Below are 14,790 nucleotides of genomic sequence, written 5' to 3'. Positions count from 1 at the left end.
GGCGGGCGGGGGCTGCCCGGCGTGCCGCCGGGCGTTCCGGTCAGGACGTCAGTCCATCGCCTTGAAGTTGAACTCGCCGCCTTCCTTGATGCCCGACGGCCAGCGCGCCGTCACCGTCTTGGTGCGGGTGTAGAACTTGAAGGCATCGGGGCCGTGCTGGTTCAGATCGCCGAAGCCGGATTTCTTCCATCCGCCGAAGGTGTGATAGGCCAGCGGCACCGGGATCGGCACGTTGATGCCGACCATGCCGATGTTGATGCGGTTGGCGAAATCGCGCGCCGTATCGCCGTCGCGGGTGAAGATCGCGGTGCCGTTGCCGTATTCATGGTCCATCGCAAGGCCGATGGCCTCCTCGTAGGAGCCCGCGCGCACGGTGGAGAGCACCGGGCCGAAGATTTCCTTCTTGTAGATGTCCATGTCCGGGGTCACGCGGTCGAAGAGGTGCGGGCCCACGAAGAAGCCCTCCTCGTAGCCCTGCAGGCTGAAATCGCGGCCATCCACCACGAGTTCCGCGCCTTGGTCGATGCCAGACTGCACGAGGCCGAGGATGTTCTGCTTGGCGGCGGCGGTGACGACGGGGCCGTAGTCCACATCGTTGCCGGCGGTGTAGGGGCCGACTTTCAGCTTCTCGATGCGCGGCACCAGCTTCTCGATCAGCGCATCCGCCGTGGCTTCGCCCACCGGCACCGCGACGGAGATCGCCATGCAGCGCTCGCCGGCGGCGCCGTAGCCCGCGCCCACCAGCGCATCGGCGGCCTGGTCCAGATCGGCGTCGGGCATGATGATCATGTGGTTCTTCGCGCCGCCGAAACACTGCACCCGTTTGCCGTTCGCGCAGCCGCGGCTGTAGATGTATTCGGCGATCGGGGTGGAGCCGACAAAGCCCACCGCCTGCACGATCTCGTTGTCGAGGATGCCGTCCACGGCCTCCTTGTCGCCGTTGACCACCTGAAGGATGCCATCGGGCAGGCCGGCCTCCTTGAAGATCTCGGCGATCATCAGCGGCACGGAAGGATCGCGCTCGCTCGGCTTCAGGATCATCGCGTTGCCGCAGGACAGCGCCGGGCCGATCTTCCACAGCGGGATCATGGCCGGGAAGTTGAACGGGGTGATGCCCGCCACCACGCCCAGCGGCTGGCGCATGGAATACATGTCGATGCCCGGGCCGGCGCTGTCGGTGTATTCGCCCTTCAGCAGGTGCGGGGCGCCGATGCAGAACTCGATCACCTCCAGCCCGCGCTGGATGTCGCCTTTCGCGTCGGGGAGCGTCTTGCCGTGCTCGCGCGAAAGCGCCTCGGCCAGCTTGTCCATGTCGCGGTTCAGCAGTTGCACCACCTTCATCATCACCCGCGCGCGTTTCTGCGGGTTGGTTGCGCCCCAGGCCGGCTGGGCGGCGGCGGCGGCTTCGATGGCGGCGTCCAGCTCGGCCTTGCTGGCGAGCGGCACCCTGGCCTGAACCTCGCCCGTGGCGGGGTTGAAGACATCCGCGAAGCGCCCGGAGGTGCCCTTCACATGCTGGCCATTGATGAAATGGGTGAGTTCGACGGTCATGACAGCCTCCCGTTGAGTGCGATTTGGCGGCACAATAGGCTTGCATAAATCACCGGAAAAGAGGCAGTTTCCCAAAAGCATTTTGCAAAATTGCAAGGACGGGGCGCGCATGGACATCCAGTGGGACGATCTTCGCATCTTTCTGGCCGTGGCCCGGCACGAAAGCCTTTCGGGCGCGGGCAAGGCGCTGAAGCTGGATCCGGCCACGGTTGGGCGCCGGATCGCACGGCTGGAGGAAAGCGCCGGCGCGGTGCTCTTTGCCAAGAGCCCGCAGGGCTACAGCCTTACCGATGAAGGCCACGCCCTGCGCGCGCGCGCCGCCGAGGCCGAACAGAGCATCATCGGCGGCATCGAGCAGATGCGCGGGCAGGCGGGGCGGCTCACCGGCACCGTGCGTATCGGCGCGCCGGACGGGGCGGCCAACTACCTGCTGCCGCAGGTCTGCGCCCAGATCTGCGAGGCCAACCCGGGGCTGGAGGTGCAGATCGTGGCGCTGCCGCGGGTCTTCAACCTTTCGCGCCGTGAGGCCGACATGGCGATCGGCGTCTCCCCGCCCGCCTCGGGCCGCCTGATGGTGCAGAAGATCACCGACTACCGCCTGCATCTCGCCGCCTCGGTGCGCTATCTCGCCCGCGCCGGCACCCCGAAAAGCCTGGCCGATCTCGGGCAGCACAAGATCATCGGCTACATCCCCGACATGATCTTCGACAAGGAACTGGACTACCTCGCTGAAGTCGGCGTGAGCCACGTGGATTTCTCCTCCAACTCCGTCGCGGTGCAGCTGAACTGGGCCCGGCAGGGCGCGGGGCTCACCGTGGCCCATGATTTCGCGCTGCCGAGCGCGCCCGAGCTGCGCAAGGTGCTGGTGGAGGAGGCCTCCCTCGTGCGCAGCTTCTACCTGATCCGCCACGCCGCGGACCGCCGCGTGCCGCGGCTCAACCGCTTCGCGGAGGCGCTCACCGCGGGCCTGCGCAAGGAAGTTGCGCGGCTTGAGGCGCTGACTTGACTAAAATCCACTCTGCCCCCACGCTGAAGGTGTATTTTCAGAAGGTTGTAAAAGGGAGGCCCACCCATGCTCGTTCAACAGATCCTCACCCTCAAGGGCGATGCCGGTGTCGTGACCATGCCGCCCGGCTCCAGCCTCTCCGAGGTGGCCGCGCTGCTGTCGAGCCGGCGGATAGGCACGGTGGTGATCAGTTCCGACGGGCAGAGCGCGGAGGGCATCGTCTCCGAACGCGACATCGTGCGCGAACTGGGCAAGCGCGGGGTGGGCTGCATGAGCGATTCCGTGGACGACGTGATGACGCGCAAGCTCGTCACCTGCGATCCGTCCGAGACGGCCGAGAGCGTGCTGGAGAAGATGACGGAAGGCCGCTTCCGCCACATGCCGGTGATGGAGGAGGGGCGCATGGTGGGGCTGATCTCGCTGGGCGACGTGGTGAAGGCGCGGCTGTCGCAGCTGGCGATGGAGAAGGACGCCCTCGAAGGCATGATCATGGGGCATTGACCGGGGGCATCGCGCCACGGCGTTGCGTCACTTTCTTCCGCTCGGGAAAAGCCGCTTGCAAAGCGCTGCGCAATAATGTTGCGTGCGCGCAAGCAACAGGAGGCGTCACATGCGCGTAGGGCTCTACCCCGGAACCTTCGACCCGATCACGCTGGGCCATATCGACATCATCCGCCGCAGCACCACGCTGGTGGACAAGCTCGTCATCGGCGTTGCCATCAACCGGGACAAGGGGCCGCTCTTTTCCCTCGAAGAGCGCGTGGCGATGATCGAGGCCGAATGCGCCGCGCTCTCCGAGGAAACGGGCACCGAGATCGTGGCCCATCCCTTCGAGAACCTGCTCATCGACTGCGCGCGCGACGTGGGCGCCCAGATCATCCTGCGCGGCCTGCGCGCGGTGGCCGATTTCGAATACGAATACCAGATGGTCGGCATGAATCGGGCGATGGACGCCTCGGTGGAAACCGTGTTCCTGATGGCCGAGGCCCGGCACCAGGCGATCGCTTCCAAGCTGGTGAAGGAGATCGCCCGTCTCGGCGGCGACATCAGCAAGTTCGTGCCGCCCGCGGTGCGCGATGCGCTCTACGAGCGCCTCGGCCGCTGATCCTTCTTCTGACCGATGGAATGACGGGGGAGGCGCGCCGGAGGCGTTGCGTGGGCAACGCTCCCGCGCATCGGTATCGGCCGATCTTCCGCAACACACCCGCGTGCCACGCGCCCTGAACACGCGTCCTGAACACGCGTCCTGAATCAGGCAAGCCGCCCGTTGGGCGGCTTTCGCATTTCGTCGGGCGGGCGCTCCGCCCGGTATCGGGGTGTGCGCCCTCAGCCGTAGACGGCCTTGGCGGCGATCCGGTCGGCGTCGCCGCGGAAGATGCCCAGATCGTCGGCGATCTCTTTCGGCATGTTGCGGATGGCGCGGACGGTGCGGCGGAAGGCGATGCGTTTGGAAACGGCGTCGCGGAGGGAGTGGAACAGGGTCATCTTCGCTTCCTTTCGGGTCATCTCTGTTCTGTCATGACAGGGAAATGGGAACCCAAAGCGCTTTGAGCTAGGCCCGCAGCGGCATTTCCGCCATGCGGCGGCTGCATGGGCCCGCGCAGGAAGGGCGCACAAAGAAAAACGGTGCGCGCAGGGCGCTCAAACGAAAACCGCCCGCGCTCTGGGGAAGCGCGGGCGGAGAAGCCTGGAAGAAAGTTGGAAGGTTCTTACAGGTATTTCGCCATTTCCACGGCCGTGTCGGCCATGCGGTTGGAGAAGCCCCACTCGTTGTCATACCAGGAGAGGATGCGGCAGAGGTTGCCGTCCATGACCTTGGTCTGGTCGGTGGAGAAGATCGAGGAATGGGCATCGTGGTTGAAGTCCATGCTCACGAGCTTGCTGTCGGTCACGCCGAGGATGCCCTTCAGCGGGCCGGCGGCGGCGGCATGGATCGCGGCGTTGATCTCCTCGGCGGAGGTCTCGCGGCCGGCTTCGAAGGTCAGGTCCACCACCGAGACGTTCGGCGTCGGCACGCGGATGGCCACGCCGTCGAGTTTGCCGTTCAGCTCGGGCAGCACGAGGCCCACGGCCTTGGCGGCACCGGTGGAGGTCGGGATCATGTTCATCGCCGCGGCGCGGGCACGGTAGAGATCCTTGTGCATCGTGTCCAGCGTCGGCTGATCGCCGGTGTAGCTGTGGATCGTGGTCATGAAGCCGCGCTTGATGCCCACGGTTTCGTTCAGCACCTTGGCCACCGGCGACAGGCAGTTGGTGGTGCAGGAGGCGTTGGAGACGATCACGTCATCGGCGGTCAGCGTGTCGTGGTTGACGCCGTAGACGATCGTCTTGTCGGCGCCGGCGGCCGGGGCGGAGACCAGCACGCGCTTGGCGCCGTATTCCAGGTGCAGCGCGGCCTTCTCGCGGGCGGTGAAGATCCCGGTGCATTCCAGAACGATGTCCACGTCGCCCCAGGGCAACTCGGCGGGGTTGCGGATCGCGGTGACCTCGATCGGGCCGCGGCCCACGTCGATGGTGGTTTCGGTTGTCTTCACTTCCTTGGGGAAGCGGCCGTGCACGCTGTCGTAGCGCAGCAGGTGGGCGTTGGTTTCCACCGGGCCCAGATCGTTGATCGCCACCACCTCGATGTCGGTGCGGCCAGCCTCCTCGATCGCGCGCAGCACGTTGCGCCCGATCCGTCCAAAACCGTTGATTGCTACTTTCACAGCCATGTCGCGAAAACTCCTATCGGCAACAGTGATGGGGCCGGGCCAAGCCCCCGGAAATCTGTTATCGCTAACATGTTCATTTGCGAAAGAAGGTCAACCGTTCATTTGGTCGCTATCGCCAGAAAGCGAGGAATTCCGAAAATTCGGAAAGCTTCCTGCCGAGGAAGACGGGAAGGCCCCAGTGGAAAAACAGCAAATCGGCGGCAAAGATCGCCAGGATCAGGCCGCCGAGCACGATTGCAAGTCCGTTCGTCATGTGTGGCACGGGGCGCTGCGGCCCCGAATCTCCCTTCTAGTGCAGGAGACGCCCCATCGCCGCGGCCACGTCGGCCATCCGGCAGGAGAACCCCCATTCGTTGTCGTACCATGCCAGAACGCGCACGGTCCGGCCACCGATAACCTTGGTCTGGTCGGGGGCGAAGATGGAGGAATGGGTGGTGTGGTTGAAATCGATGGAGACCTTGGGCTCCGGATCGTAGGCGAGCACCGAGCCCATGTGGCCCATGGCGGCCTCGCGCACGATTTCGTTCACGTCCTCGACCGTCACGTCCTTGCCGGCTTCGAAGGTCAGATCCACGGCCGAGACATTGGGCGTGGGCACGCGCAGGGCGGTGCCGTCAAGCCGGCCTTCCAGTTCGGGCAGCACCTCCTTCAGGGCCTTGGCGGCGCCGGTGGAGGTCGGGATCATCGCCATGGCGGCGGCGCGGGCGCGGTAGAGATCCTTGTGGCGGCGGTCCAGCGTGGGCTGATCTCCGGTGTAGCTGTGGATCGTGGTCATGATGCCGCGCTCGATGCCGATGGCGTCGTTCAGCACCTTGGCCAGAGGGGCGAGGCAGTTGGTGGTGCAGGAGCCGTTGGACACGAGGCGGTCGTCGGCCTGCAGGGCGCGGTGGTTCACGCCGTAGACGATGGTGCGGTCCACGTTGGTGGCGGGGGCGGAGAAGAGCACCTTCTTCGCGCCGCGTTCCAGGTGCACCGCGCCCTTGGGGCCGTCGTTGAACTTGCCGGTGCACTCCAGCACCACATCCACGCCCGACCAGTCCAGCTCGCGCGGCTCGTAGGTGGAGAAGACCTCCATCGGCCCGCGGCCCAGATCCATCGTGTTGCCGTCCACCTTCACCTCGCCGGGGAAGCGGCCATGCACGGAGTCATAGCGCAGCAGGTGGGCATTGGTTTCGATCGGTCCGGTGGCGTTGATCTTCACCACCTGCACGTCGTTGCGCGCGCTTTCGGCGATATGTGCCAGGGTGCAGCGGCCGATCCGGCCGAAGCCGTTGATGCCAACGGTGATCGTCATGGGTGCGCTCTCCTACTCTCGATGCTGCCGCCGGGCCATGGCGGAAGTTGCGCATTCTATAGGGGGAACGGGGGCGTTGGGCCAACCGGAAAGGCGTATTTTTCCAATATGTTAGCGCAAACTGAGGCAATTTGGGCGGCGTTAGCGCAAACGATTCCACCCGGTTAGCGCCACCATTTCCGCGCGTCACTTCGCAGGTGCAGAATCACTTTGCGGAGCGCGCCGGGCGCGCGGCGGCCCGTGGGGTGGCGCAAACCCCGCCGGAGGTCTGCGCTTTATCCAATCCAAATCCGTGCAAGATCTCCGCCGCGCATGTGGCCCCCTGCGCGCCAGCCCGCCGGGACGGGCCGGCGCGCGCCCGGCGCCTTCGGCTTGTTCCGGGCGCAAGAAGACACCCGACGCAACACAGACGCAGGGCGCAAAAAAAGAGCGCCGCGGGGGCGCTCTTTCCAATCGTTTTCGAGGGCTGCCTTACAGCAGTTCCTTGGCCTTCGCGGCAACGGCCTCGGCGGTGATGCCGAACTTCTCGAACAACTCGCCCGCCGGAGCGGAAGCGCCGAAGCCCTCCATCCCGATGAAGGCCGATTTCGCGGGCCGGGCGCGCTCGCCCAGCAGCCACTGATCCCAGCCCTGGCGCACGCCCGCTTCGATGCCGATGCGCACGGTGCCCGCGCCCAGAACCTTGCGCCGGTAGGTCTCGTCCTGCGCGGCGAAGAGCTCCATGCAGGGCATGGAGACCACGCGCGTGCCGATGCCTTCGGTCTGGAGTGCGGCCTGTGCCTTGAGCGCCACGGCGACCTCGGAACCGGTGGCGATCAGCACAACCTGCGCCTTGCCTTCGGAGGGCGAGAGCACGTAGGCGCCGCGGGCCGTCAGGTTGACGTTCTTGTGCTCTGTGCGCACCGTCGGCAGGCCCTGGCGGGACAGCGCCAGCACCGAAGGCGTGGACTGCGACGAGAGCGCCAGTTCCCAGGCTTCGGCGGTTTCCACCGCGTCGGCGGGGCGGAACACCCAGGTGTTGGGCGTGGCGCGGCTGATGGCCAGATGCTCCACCGGCTGGTGGGTGGGGCCGTCTTCGCCCAGGCCGATGGAATCGTGGGTCATCACGAAGACGGTGGGGATCTGCATCAGCGCCGCCAGCCGCATGGAGGGGCGGGCGTAATCGGTGAAGCACATGAAGGTGCCGCCGTAAGCCCTTGCGCCGCCGTGCAGAACCATGCCGTTCATCGCCGCGGCCATGCCGTGCTCGCGGATGCCGTAGTAGATGTAGCGGCCCTTGCGGTTGTCGGGCATGAACACGCCCAGATCACCGGTTTTCGTGTTGTTGGAGCCGGTCAGGTCGGCGGAGCCGCCGATGGTTTCGGGCATGATCGGGTTGATGACTTCGAGCGCCATTTCGCTGGCCTTGCGGGTCGCGACCTTGGGCTGCTCTTCCGAGACCTTCTTCTTCAGCGCCTTCACCACCGCCGAAAGCCGCTTGGGCACTTCGCGGGCGTAGATGCGCGTCAGCTCGGCCTGGCGGCCCTGGCTCAGGGTGGCGAAACGCTCCTGCCATTCGGCGTGGGCGGCCGCGCCCTTGGCGCCGATGGCCTCCCAGGCGGCTTTCACGTCGGCCGGGATCTCGAAAGGCCCGTGCTCCCAGCCGTAGGCGGCGCGGGTATCGGCGATGAGCTGCGGATCGGTCAGCGCGCCGTGACCCTTGGAGGTGTCCTGCGCGGAGGAACCGAGGGCGATGTGCGTTTTGCAGGCCACGAGCGAGGGCCGGCGGGCGGCCTTGGCTTCGGTGATGGCGCGGTCGATGTCTTCCGGATCATGGCCGTCGCATTCCACCACGTGCCAGCCGGAGGCGCGGAAGCGCTTCACCTGGTCCGTCTTGTCGGCCATGTCGACGGTGCCGTCGATGGTGATGTTGTTGTTGTCCCACAGCACGATGAGCTTGTTCAGCTCGTGCTTGCCGGCCAGGCCGATGGCCTCCTGGCTCACGCCCTCCATCAGGCAGCCGTCGCCGGCGATCACGTAGGTGTAGTGATCGATCACCTTCTTGCCGTAGCGCGCGCGCTGGATCTGCTCGGCGATCGCGAAGCCGACGGCGTTGGCGATGCCCTGCCCGAGCGGGCCGGTCGTCGTCTCGATGCCTTTTGCGTGGCCGTATTCCGGGTGGCCGGCGGTTTTCGCGCCCCACTGGCGGAAGTTCTTCAGCTGATCGATCGTCATGTCTTCGTAGCCGGTGAGATGCAGCAGCGAATAGAGCAGCATCGAGCCGTGGCCGGCGGAGAGGATGAAGCGGTCGCGGTCGATCCAGTCCGGGTTCTTCGGATCGAACTTCAGGTGGTGCTCGAACAGCACGGTGGCCACGTCGGCCATGCCCATCGGCATGCCGGAGTGGCCGGAATTGGCGGCGGCGACGGCATCCAGCGTCAGCACGCGGATCGCGGCGGCCTTCTTCCAGTGCTCGGGGTGTTTTTCGCGCAGGGCAGAGATATCCACTTGGTTCATCCTCTGGTTCGGGAGTTCGCTTGCTTGCGCCCCTGATAGCAGGGTCGCCGATTAGTGCAAGTTTCCACGCCCCCATGAGGCGAAGGAGCGCTCCCACGGCGCGAAATCGCGCAACCAGAGGGACGATTTGCAGCCGCCAAGGGGGCGCAATTCGCCATTTCATTCGCTAAACTCCAACCTTGAACAATGACACCCGATTCGCCGGGCGCGCGCCTTCCAGCGCGGTCAGGGGCGGCAAAGAGAAGGGGAAACAGGCATCATGAGCGATATCACCGAGATCGAGGCCCGCATCCGCGCGGCGCTGGATCGCATCGAGGCCGTGGCCGAGGCGGGCGCTCCGCAGCCCGCGGCCGCCGGATCCGCCGAGGGCGAGGCGCTGGAAGCGCTGCGCGCCGAACTGGAGGCCGAGCGCTCGGCGAACCAAAGCCTCGAGGCGCGGGTGGCCGCGATCCGGGAAAAGCAGGAAGAGAACGTCGCCGCGCTCCAGCGCAGCGTCGAAGAGCTGAAGGCCCAGCTGGATGCGGCCGAGAGGGAGAGCCAGAAGCTGCGCGCCGCCAACGCGCAGCTGACCGAGAGCCTCGAAGCCCTGCGCAACGCCAACGCCGAGAACGTGGGCGAGCCCTTCCTCATCAACCGCTCGATGATGGCCGAGCTCGAAGCCCTGCGCGCCGCCCGCAACGCCGAGAAGCGCGAGCTGGATTCGGTGCTGACGGCCCTTGAAGGCGCGATCGGGGAGGGGGAATGATGCCCGAGATCAAGATTTCCATCGGCGGCCGCGATTTCCAGGTCGCCTGCCAGGAAGGCGAAGAACACTACCTGCGCGCCGCCGCGGCGCTGCTCGGGGCCGAGGCCGATACGCTGGTGAAGCAGATCGGGCGGTTGCCCGAGGCGCGGATGCTGCTGATGGCCGGGCTGATGCTGGCCGACAAGACGGCCGGTCTGGATGAGCGCCTGAAGGAGGCCGAGCAGAAGATCGCGGCGCAGGAGGCAAAGATCGCCGAGCTTGAAGCGCGTCGGCCCGAGGCCGAGGCGGAAGTGCGCGAAGTGAAGGTGGAGGTCCCCGTCGAAGTGCCGGTGATCCCGCCGCAGCTGACCGAGACCCTCGCCGAGATCGCGGCCCGCGCCGAAGGGCTTGCCGAACGGCTCGAAACCGCGCAAAGCTGACGCGCGGCGCTGATTTGGCGCGAAACCACAATACAGGATACCCAAGATGGCCCTCGAAGATGCGGTCAATGAAGTCGATACCGCTCTGACCCGCAGCAAGCTCACCGGGCTTGCCTATGAAAACACCTTCGGCGGGGCCACCAGCTTCCTGCGGCGGCGCTACACCAAGGATCTGACCGGCGTCGATCTGGCCATCACCGGCGTGCCCTTCGACCAGGCCGTCACCAACCGGCCAGGCGCCCGCTTCGGCCCCCGCGCCCTGCGGGAGGCTTCCACCCTCCAGCCCTACGACCCGCCCTATGGCTGGGACGTGGACCCGCTGAGCGAATTCAACATTGCCGATTATGGCGATCTTGCCTTCGACTACGCGAAAACCCCTGATTTTCCGGGGAGACTTCAGTCCCACATCGCAGGTATCCTGGACAAGGGCGTCGAGGCGCTCACCCTCGGCGGGGATCACTTCATCACCTTCCCGATCCTGAAAGCCTACGCCGCCAAACACGGCCCCCTGGCGCTGATCCAGTTCGATGCCCATTCCGACAGCTGGCCGGATGACGACATGGAGCGCATCGACCACGGCACCTTCATCTACAAGGCGGTGAAGCTCGGGCTCATCGATCCGGCCCGCTCGGTGCAGGTCGGCATCCGCACCACGAACCCCGATACCATGGGCATCCACACCATCGACGCACGCGAGGTGCATCTCTCCGGCCCGCAGGCCGTGGCTGAAAAAATCAAGGGAATCGTGGGCGGCTCCGCCTGCTACATGACCTTCGATATCGACTGCCTCGATCCCGCCTATGCGCCCGGCACCGGCACCCCCGTCTGGGGCGGTCTGACCAGCGCGCAGGCGGCGATCATCCTGCGCGATCTCGCCGGCATCAACATCGTCGGCGGCGATGTCGTGGAGGTGAACCCGCCCTACGATACCACCGGCGCCACCGCCATCGCCGGCGCCCATGTGGCGACCGAGATCATGTGCCTGTGGGCCTGGAACCGGCGGGCGCGGGCAGGGGGCGCGGCATGAAGGTGGCCCTGCTTCTGCTGGTCGGCCTCGTGGCCGTCGCCATGCTCTACGTGCGCCTCGCGCCCACCACGGAGGACGCCTGGCACGTCGATCCCGATGCCGCCGGGGATCCGGGCGAGGCCGGCATATTGATCCGCTCCGACGACGCCCGCGCGCCCGCGGGCCGCGCCGACAGGCTTCTGGCGCGTCTCGATGCCGTCGCCATGGCCACGCCGCGCACGCGGCGGATCGCGGGCAGCCTCGGCGAGGGGCGGATCACCTACGAAACGCGCAGCCTGTTGTGGGGCTTTCCCGATTACACCACGGTGCAGCTCGTGCCGCAGGCCGACGGCACCGCGCGCCTTGCGATCCTCGCGCGCCTGCGTTTCGGGCGCTCAGATCTTGGCGTCAACGGTAAGCGCGTGGCCGGCTGGCTCGCTGCGCTGGAGGCCGCGCCCGAGGCCGGATGAGAGGCAGCCTTCGCTGATCTCGCGCCACATCGGGTTGTTCAGCGACATCTGGCACTGGGCCATGAACATCCGCCCGTTCACCTGCAGGCAGATCATCTCGCCCAGTTCCACCCGCGCGCCCTTGGAATCGGTGCAGTAGCAGTCGATCACCTTGCCGCCGGGGCCCTTCACGTCGGCCAGGGCGGGGGCGGCGGTGGCGAGGATCAGAAAGAGGGGCGTCAGGGCTTTCATGGCGTGAGGATAGCACGGCCTGCGCTCTTGACCAATCCGGGCAATTAGGGGAAAGCAAGGCATGGTTCCCTTGGACAAACTCGAACAGATTACGCAGCGCTTTCAGTTTCTTGAGGCGCAGATGGCCGAAGGCGGCAGCGGCGCGGATCTCGCGGCGCTGGCGCGGGAATATTCAGAGCTGAAACCGGTGGTGGAGGAGATCGCGGCCTACCGCCAGCTTCTGCAGGATCTCGAGGACGCGCAGGCGATGCTCTCCGATCCCGAGATGAAGGCGCTGGCCGAGGAGGAAATCGCGGCGATGAAGGCGCGGCTGCCCGAGATGGAGGCGGCGCTGCAACTGGCGCTGCTGCCGAAGGACGCCGCCGACGCACGCCCGGCGATGATCGAGATCCGCCCCGGCACCGGCGGCGAGGAGGCGGCGCTCTTCGCCGGCGATCTGCTGCGGATGTATCAGCGCTACGCGGAAGGCCGCGGCTGGCGCTTCGAGATCATCGAGCAGAGCGAAACCGAGCTCGGCGGCATCAAGGAGGTCGTTGCCCACGTGCAGGGCGAGGGCGTCTTCGCGCGGCTGAAGTTCGAAAGCGGCGTGCACCGCGTGCAGCGGGTGCCGGCCACCGAGAGCGGCGGGCGCATCCACACGTCCGCCGCAACCGTGGCCGTGCTGCCCGAGGCCGAGGACGTGGACATCCAGATCGATCCCGGCGATCTGCGGATCGACACCATGCGCTCCTCCGGCGCGGGAGGTCAGCACGTCAACACCACCGATTCCGCCGTGCGCATCACCCATATTCCCTCCGGCATCGTGGTGACGAGTTCGGAGAAGAGCCAGCACCGCAACCGTGAGATCGCCATGCAGGTGCTGAAGACGCGCCTCTACGACATGGAGCGCCAGAAGATCGACAGCGAACGCGCCGCCAACCGCAAGAGCCAGGTCGGCTCGGGCGATCGCTCCGAGCGCATCCGTACCTACAACTTCCCGCAGGGGCGCATGACGGACCACCGCATCAACCTGACGCTCTACAAGCTGGACCAGGTGATGCAGGGCGATCTGGACGAGGTGATCGATGCGCTCACCGCCGACTACCAGGCCGGCCTGCTGGCCGAGATGAACGGGTGAGCACGGTGTCGGCCACGCTGCGCGCGGCGACGCAGCGGCTGGCGCAGGCCGGCATTCCCGACGCCGCCACCGACGCCCGCAGCCTTCTGGCCCATGCGCTCGGCGTGCCGCGCAGCCGCCTGACGCTGCTCGGCCCCGAGGCGGTGACCCGAGCGCAGGTCGAGGCCTTCGAGGCGCTGATCGCCGGCCGGCTTGAGCGCCGGCCGGTTTCACAGCTGGTGGGGCGGCGCAGCTTCTGGGGGCGGGAGTTCCTCGTCACCTCCGACGTGCTGGATCCGCGCCCCGAAACCGAGGATCTGGTGGCCCGCGCGCTGGAGCATCCCTTCGGACGGGTGCTGGATCTCGGAACCGGCAGCGGCTGCATCCTGCTCACCCTGCTGGCCGAGCGCCCCGAGGCGCAGGGTGTGGGCGTGGATGCCTCGCCGGCCGCGCTGGCGGTTGCCCGGCGCAACGCCGAGGCGTTGGGGGTGCAGGCGCGCGCGGAGCTTCTGTGCTCCGACTGGTTCGCGCAGGTGAGCGGCCGGTTCGACCTGATCGTGTCCAACCCGCCCTACATCACCGAGGATGAAATGGCCGCGCTCTCGCCTGAAGTGGCCCTGCACGAACCCCGGATGGCCCTGACGCCCGGCGGCGACGGGCTGGCCGCCTACCGCGTGATCTGCGCGCAGGCCGGCGCCTTCCTGCGCCCCGGCGCTCCGCTCCTGTTCGAGATCGGCCATGCGCAGGGCGCCGCCGTGGCGCAGATCATGGAGGACGCCGGCTTCGCCGGTGTGGCGGTTCTGCCGGATCTGTCCGGCAAGGATCGCAACGTCATCGGGCGCTGGTGCGGCTGAAGGTGCGCCAAGGGGGTGAAACCGTGGCCGATGCGGCCCAATTGCCGCCTGAAAGCACAGCATGTGGTGATTTGCGCTTGTATTGGCCGCCTCATCGTGCTTACACAGAGCGTGCAAGGACGTGGATGCCTCAGCCATCCCCCTCGTAAGTTCGCCAGAAATCGCAAGCTGCCCGGTTACGATAACCCCCGCAAGAGGCGCGGAAGAGGCAAAAGCGAACGCCATACTAAGGCTGGAAAAGAAACTACAATGAGATCTTCGAAATCACGTTCGCGGTCTAAAGCCAACCGCAGCAGGTCTGTCGGCAATATCGTCAACCGTGTGTTCGACAGCTCCGGGCCGGAAGGCAAGGTCCGCGGCACGCCGCAGCAGATCATCGACAAGTACAATCAGCTCGCCCGTGACGCGCAACTGAGCAACGACCGAGTGGCGGCCGAGAACTTCCAGCAGCACGCCGAGCATTACGTGCGGATGCTGGGGGAAGCGCAGCGTGAGGCCGAGGCCCGCCGCGAACAGCAGGAAGCCGAGAACCGCGCCCGCCAGCAGCAGCGCGAGAACGAGCGCCAGGAACGCCAGGAGCGCAACGAACAGCGCGAGGACAACCGCAACCAGGGCGGCAACCAGCAGCCCCAGGTGGATCCCGCCAGCGCGCCGCAGCCCGACGTGATCGACGTGACCGATGGCGAAGAGGACACCGGCCTCGTCGAAACGCCGGAGAGCAAGCCCAAGCCCAAGCGCAAATCGACCCGCAGCCGCGCGCGAAAGAGCGAAGAGAGCGGCAGCGAGGCCAAGGGCGCCGAAGACGCCAAGGGTGGCGACGCGGCCCAGCCGGACGCGCCCGAAGCCGCGGAGTAAGGCCGCGCGTCACAGGGCTCCACGGGGCGCCACAGGTGAGACAAGGCGGGCTTGGC

The 14,790-nt window shown here is 66.7% G+C and carries 17 protein-coding genes; 10 read left to right on the top strand and 7 right to left on the bottom strand.

What is annotated here, in order from left to right; genetic code table 11:
- Window positions 1-48: 48 nt before the first annotated feature.
- Window positions 49-1,551, bottom strand: a complete 1,503-nt coding sequence (locus tag PSA7680_RS00605) for a CoA-acylating methylmalonate-semialdehyde dehydrogenase (protein ID WP_085866721.1) — start codon at window positions 1,549-1,551, stop codon at window positions 49-51.
- A gap of 115 nt (window positions 1,552-1,666) precedes the next feature.
- Between PSA7680_RS00605 and PSA7680_RS00600 the strand changes: the two genes are divergently transcribed.
- From PSA7680_RS00600 to coaD, 3 genes are all read left to right on the top strand, one after another.
- A complete protein-coding gene (locus PSA7680_RS00600; RefSeq protein ID WP_085866865.1) occupies window positions 1,667-2,557 on the top strand; it encodes a LysR family transcriptional regulator in 891 nt (296 codons plus the stop codon).
- Window positions 2,558-2,623: 66 nt separating this feature from the next.
- Complete coding sequence (locus PSA7680_RS00595; protein ID WP_085866720.1) at window positions 2,624-3,058, top strand: CBS domain-containing protein; 435 nt, start codon at window positions 2,624-2,626, stop codon at window positions 3,056-3,058.
- A gap of 109 nt (window positions 3,059-3,167) precedes the next feature.
- On the top strand, window positions 3,168-3,662 hold the full coding sequence (coaD, locus tag PSA7680_RS00590) for a pantetheine-phosphate adenylyltransferase (protein ID WP_085866719.1): 495 nt from the start codon (window positions 3,168-3,170) through the stop codon (window positions 3,660-3,662).
- 221 nt (window positions 3,663-3,883) lie between these two features.
- Here coaD and PSA7680_RS18645 read toward each other — a convergent pair whose 3' ends face one another.
- The 5 genes from PSA7680_RS18645 to tkt all read right to left on the bottom strand — a co-directional run bounded on the left by PSA7680_RS18645 (window position 3,884) and on the right by tkt (window position 9,049).
- Window positions 3,884-4,042, bottom strand: coding sequence for a DUF1127 domain-containing protein (locus tag PSA7680_RS18645; protein ID WP_176244052.1), 159 nt, complete (start codon window positions 4,040-4,042; stop codon window positions 3,884-3,886).
- A 224-nt stretch (window positions 4,043-4,266) separates the two neighbouring features.
- Window positions 4,267-5,268: a type I glyceraldehyde-3-phosphate dehydrogenase gene (gap, locus tag PSA7680_RS00585; RefSeq protein WP_085866718.1), complete on the bottom strand. Its 1,002-nt coding sequence runs from the start codon at window positions 5,266-5,268 to the stop codon at window positions 4,267-4,269.
- Window positions 5,269-5,377: 109 nt separating this feature from the next.
- Complete coding sequence (locus tag PSA7680_RS18640) at window positions 5,378-5,521, bottom strand: hypothetical protein (protein WP_176244051.1); 144 nt, start codon at window positions 5,519-5,521, stop codon at window positions 5,378-5,380.
- 36 nt (window positions 5,522-5,557) lie between these two features.
- The gene (gene gap / locus PSA7680_RS00580) at window positions 5,558-6,562 is read right to left on the bottom strand and encodes a type I glyceraldehyde-3-phosphate dehydrogenase (protein WP_085866717.1); all 1,005 of its coding nucleotides are present in this window, start codon (window positions 6,560-6,562) and stop codon (window positions 5,558-5,560) included.
- Between the two features lie 471 nt (window positions 6,563-7,033).
- Entirely contained in the window at window positions 7,034-9,049 is a 2,016-nt protein-coding gene (gene tkt / locus PSA7680_RS00575; protein WP_085866864.1) for a transketolase, read from the bottom strand.
- 268 nt (window positions 9,050-9,317) lie between these two features.
- On the opposite strand from tkt, the gene PSA7680_RS00570 reads away from it, so the two are divergent.
- Genes PSA7680_RS00570 through PSA7680_RS00555 form a run of 4 tightly spaced genes read left to right on the top strand, consistent with a single transcriptional unit; the run spans window position 9,318 to window position 11,698 of the window.
- Window positions 9,318-9,803 (top strand): hypothetical protein, encoded by a 486-nt coding sequence (locus PSA7680_RS00570; protein ID WP_085866716.1) that lies wholly within the window; start codon window positions 9,318-9,320, stop codon window positions 9,801-9,803.
- Complete coding sequence (locus tag PSA7680_RS00565) at window positions 9,803-10,222, top strand: cell division protein ZapA (RefSeq protein ID WP_085866863.1); 420 nt, start codon at window positions 9,803-9,805, stop codon at window positions 10,220-10,222. Before PSA7680_RS00570 ends, PSA7680_RS00565 begins: the two co-directional genes overlap by 1 nt.
- A 46-nt stretch (window positions 10,223-10,268) precedes the next feature.
- A complete protein-coding gene (speB, locus tag PSA7680_RS00560; RefSeq protein WP_085866715.1) occupies window positions 10,269-11,249 on the top strand; it encodes an agmatinase in 981 nt (326 codons plus the stop codon).
- On the top strand, window positions 11,246-11,698 hold the full coding sequence (locus PSA7680_RS00555) for a DUF1499 domain-containing protein (RefSeq protein WP_085866862.1): 453 nt from the start codon (window positions 11,246-11,248) through the stop codon (window positions 11,696-11,698). Before speB ends, PSA7680_RS00555 begins: the two co-directional genes overlap by 4 nt.
- Here PSA7680_RS00555 and PSA7680_RS00550 read toward each other — a convergent pair.
- Window positions 11,624-11,929: a hypothetical protein gene (locus tag PSA7680_RS00550; RefSeq protein WP_085866714.1), complete on the bottom strand. Its 306-nt coding sequence runs from the start codon at window positions 11,927-11,929 to the stop codon at window positions 11,624-11,626. The genes PSA7680_RS00555 and PSA7680_RS00550 overlap by 75 nt on opposite strands.
- A gap of 61 nt (window positions 11,930-11,990) precedes the next feature.
- Between PSA7680_RS00550 and prfA the strand changes: the two genes are divergently transcribed.
- The 3 genes from prfA (at window position 11,991) to PSA7680_RS00535 (ending at window position 14,734) form a co-directional block, all read left to right on the top strand.
- Complete coding sequence (gene prfA / locus PSA7680_RS00545; protein WP_085866713.1) at window positions 11,991-13,046, top strand: peptide chain release factor 1; 1,056 nt, start codon at window positions 11,991-11,993, stop codon at window positions 13,044-13,046.
- Entirely contained in the window at window positions 13,043-13,879 is an 837-nt protein-coding gene (prmC, locus tag PSA7680_RS00540) for a peptide chain release factor N(5)-glutamine methyltransferase (RefSeq protein WP_085866712.1), read from the top strand. Before prfA ends, prmC begins: the two co-directional genes overlap by 4 nt.
- A gap of 249 nt (window positions 13,880-14,128) precedes the next feature.
- On the top strand, window positions 14,129-14,734 hold the full coding sequence (locus PSA7680_RS00535) for a DUF4167 domain-containing protein (protein ID WP_085866711.1): 606 nt from the start codon (window positions 14,129-14,131) through the stop codon (window positions 14,732-14,734).
- Window positions 14,735-14,790 lie beyond the last annotated feature (56 nt).

It is taken from the genome of Pseudoruegeria aquimaris, assembly GCF_900172235.1.
GTDB lineage: Bacteria > Pseudomonadota > Alphaproteobacteria > Rhodobacterales > Rhodobacteraceae > Pseudoruegeria > Pseudoruegeria aquimaris.
This window is presented reverse-complemented; position numbering and strand designations above follow the sequence as displayed.

Coding starts and splice junctions, on each gene's coding strand:
- gap (WP_085866717.1), bottom strand. CDS start 6,562: ATGACGATCACCGTTGGCATCAACGGCTTCGGCCGGATCGGCCGCTGC.
- speB (WP_085866715.1), top strand. CDS start 10,269: ATGGCCCTCGAAGATGCGGTCAATGAAGTCGATACCGCTCTGACCCGC.
- PSA7680_RS00555 (WP_085866862.1), top strand. CDS start 11,246: ATGAAGGTGGCCCTGCTTCTGCTGGTCGGCCTCGTGGCCGTCGCCATG.
- prfA (WP_085866713.1), top strand. CDS start 11,991: ATGGTTCCCTTGGACAAACTCGAACAGATTACGCAGCGCTTTCAGTTT.
- PSA7680_RS00565 (WP_085866863.1), top strand. CDS start 9,803: ATGCCCGAGATCAAGATTTCCATCGGCGGCCGCGATTTCCAGGTCGCC.
- coaD (WP_085866719.1), top strand. CDS start 3,168: ATGCGCGTAGGGCTCTACCCCGGAACCTTCGACCCGATCACGCTGGGC.
- PSA7680_RS00550 (WP_085866714.1), bottom strand. CDS start 11,929: ATGAAAGCCCTGACGCCCCTCTTTCTGATCCTCGCCACCGCCGCCCCC.
- PSA7680_RS18640 (WP_176244051.1), bottom strand. CDS start 5,521: ATGACGAACGGACTTGCAATCGTGCTCGGCGGCCTGATCCTGGCGATC.
- PSA7680_RS00570 (WP_085866716.1), top strand. CDS start 9,318: ATGAGCGATATCACCGAGATCGAGGCCCGCATCCGCGCGGCGCTGGAT.
- PSA7680_RS00605 (WP_085866721.1), bottom strand. CDS start 1,551: ATGACCGTCGAACTCACCCATTTCATCAATGGCCAGCATGTGAAGGGC.
- PSA7680_RS00535 (WP_085866711.1), top strand. CDS start 14,129: ATGAGATCTTCGAAATCACGTTCGCGGTCTAAAGCCAACCGCAGCAGG.
- PSA7680_RS18645 (WP_176244052.1), bottom strand. CDS start 4,042: ATGACCCTGTTCCACTCCCTCCGCGACGCCGTTTCCAAACGCATCGCC.
- PSA7680_RS00595 (WP_085866720.1), top strand. CDS start 2,624: ATGCTCGTTCAACAGATCCTCACCCTCAAGGGCGATGCCGGTGTCGTG.
- gap (WP_085866718.1), bottom strand. CDS start 5,268: ATGGCTGTGAAAGTAGCAATCAACGGTTTTGGACGGATCGGGCGCAAC.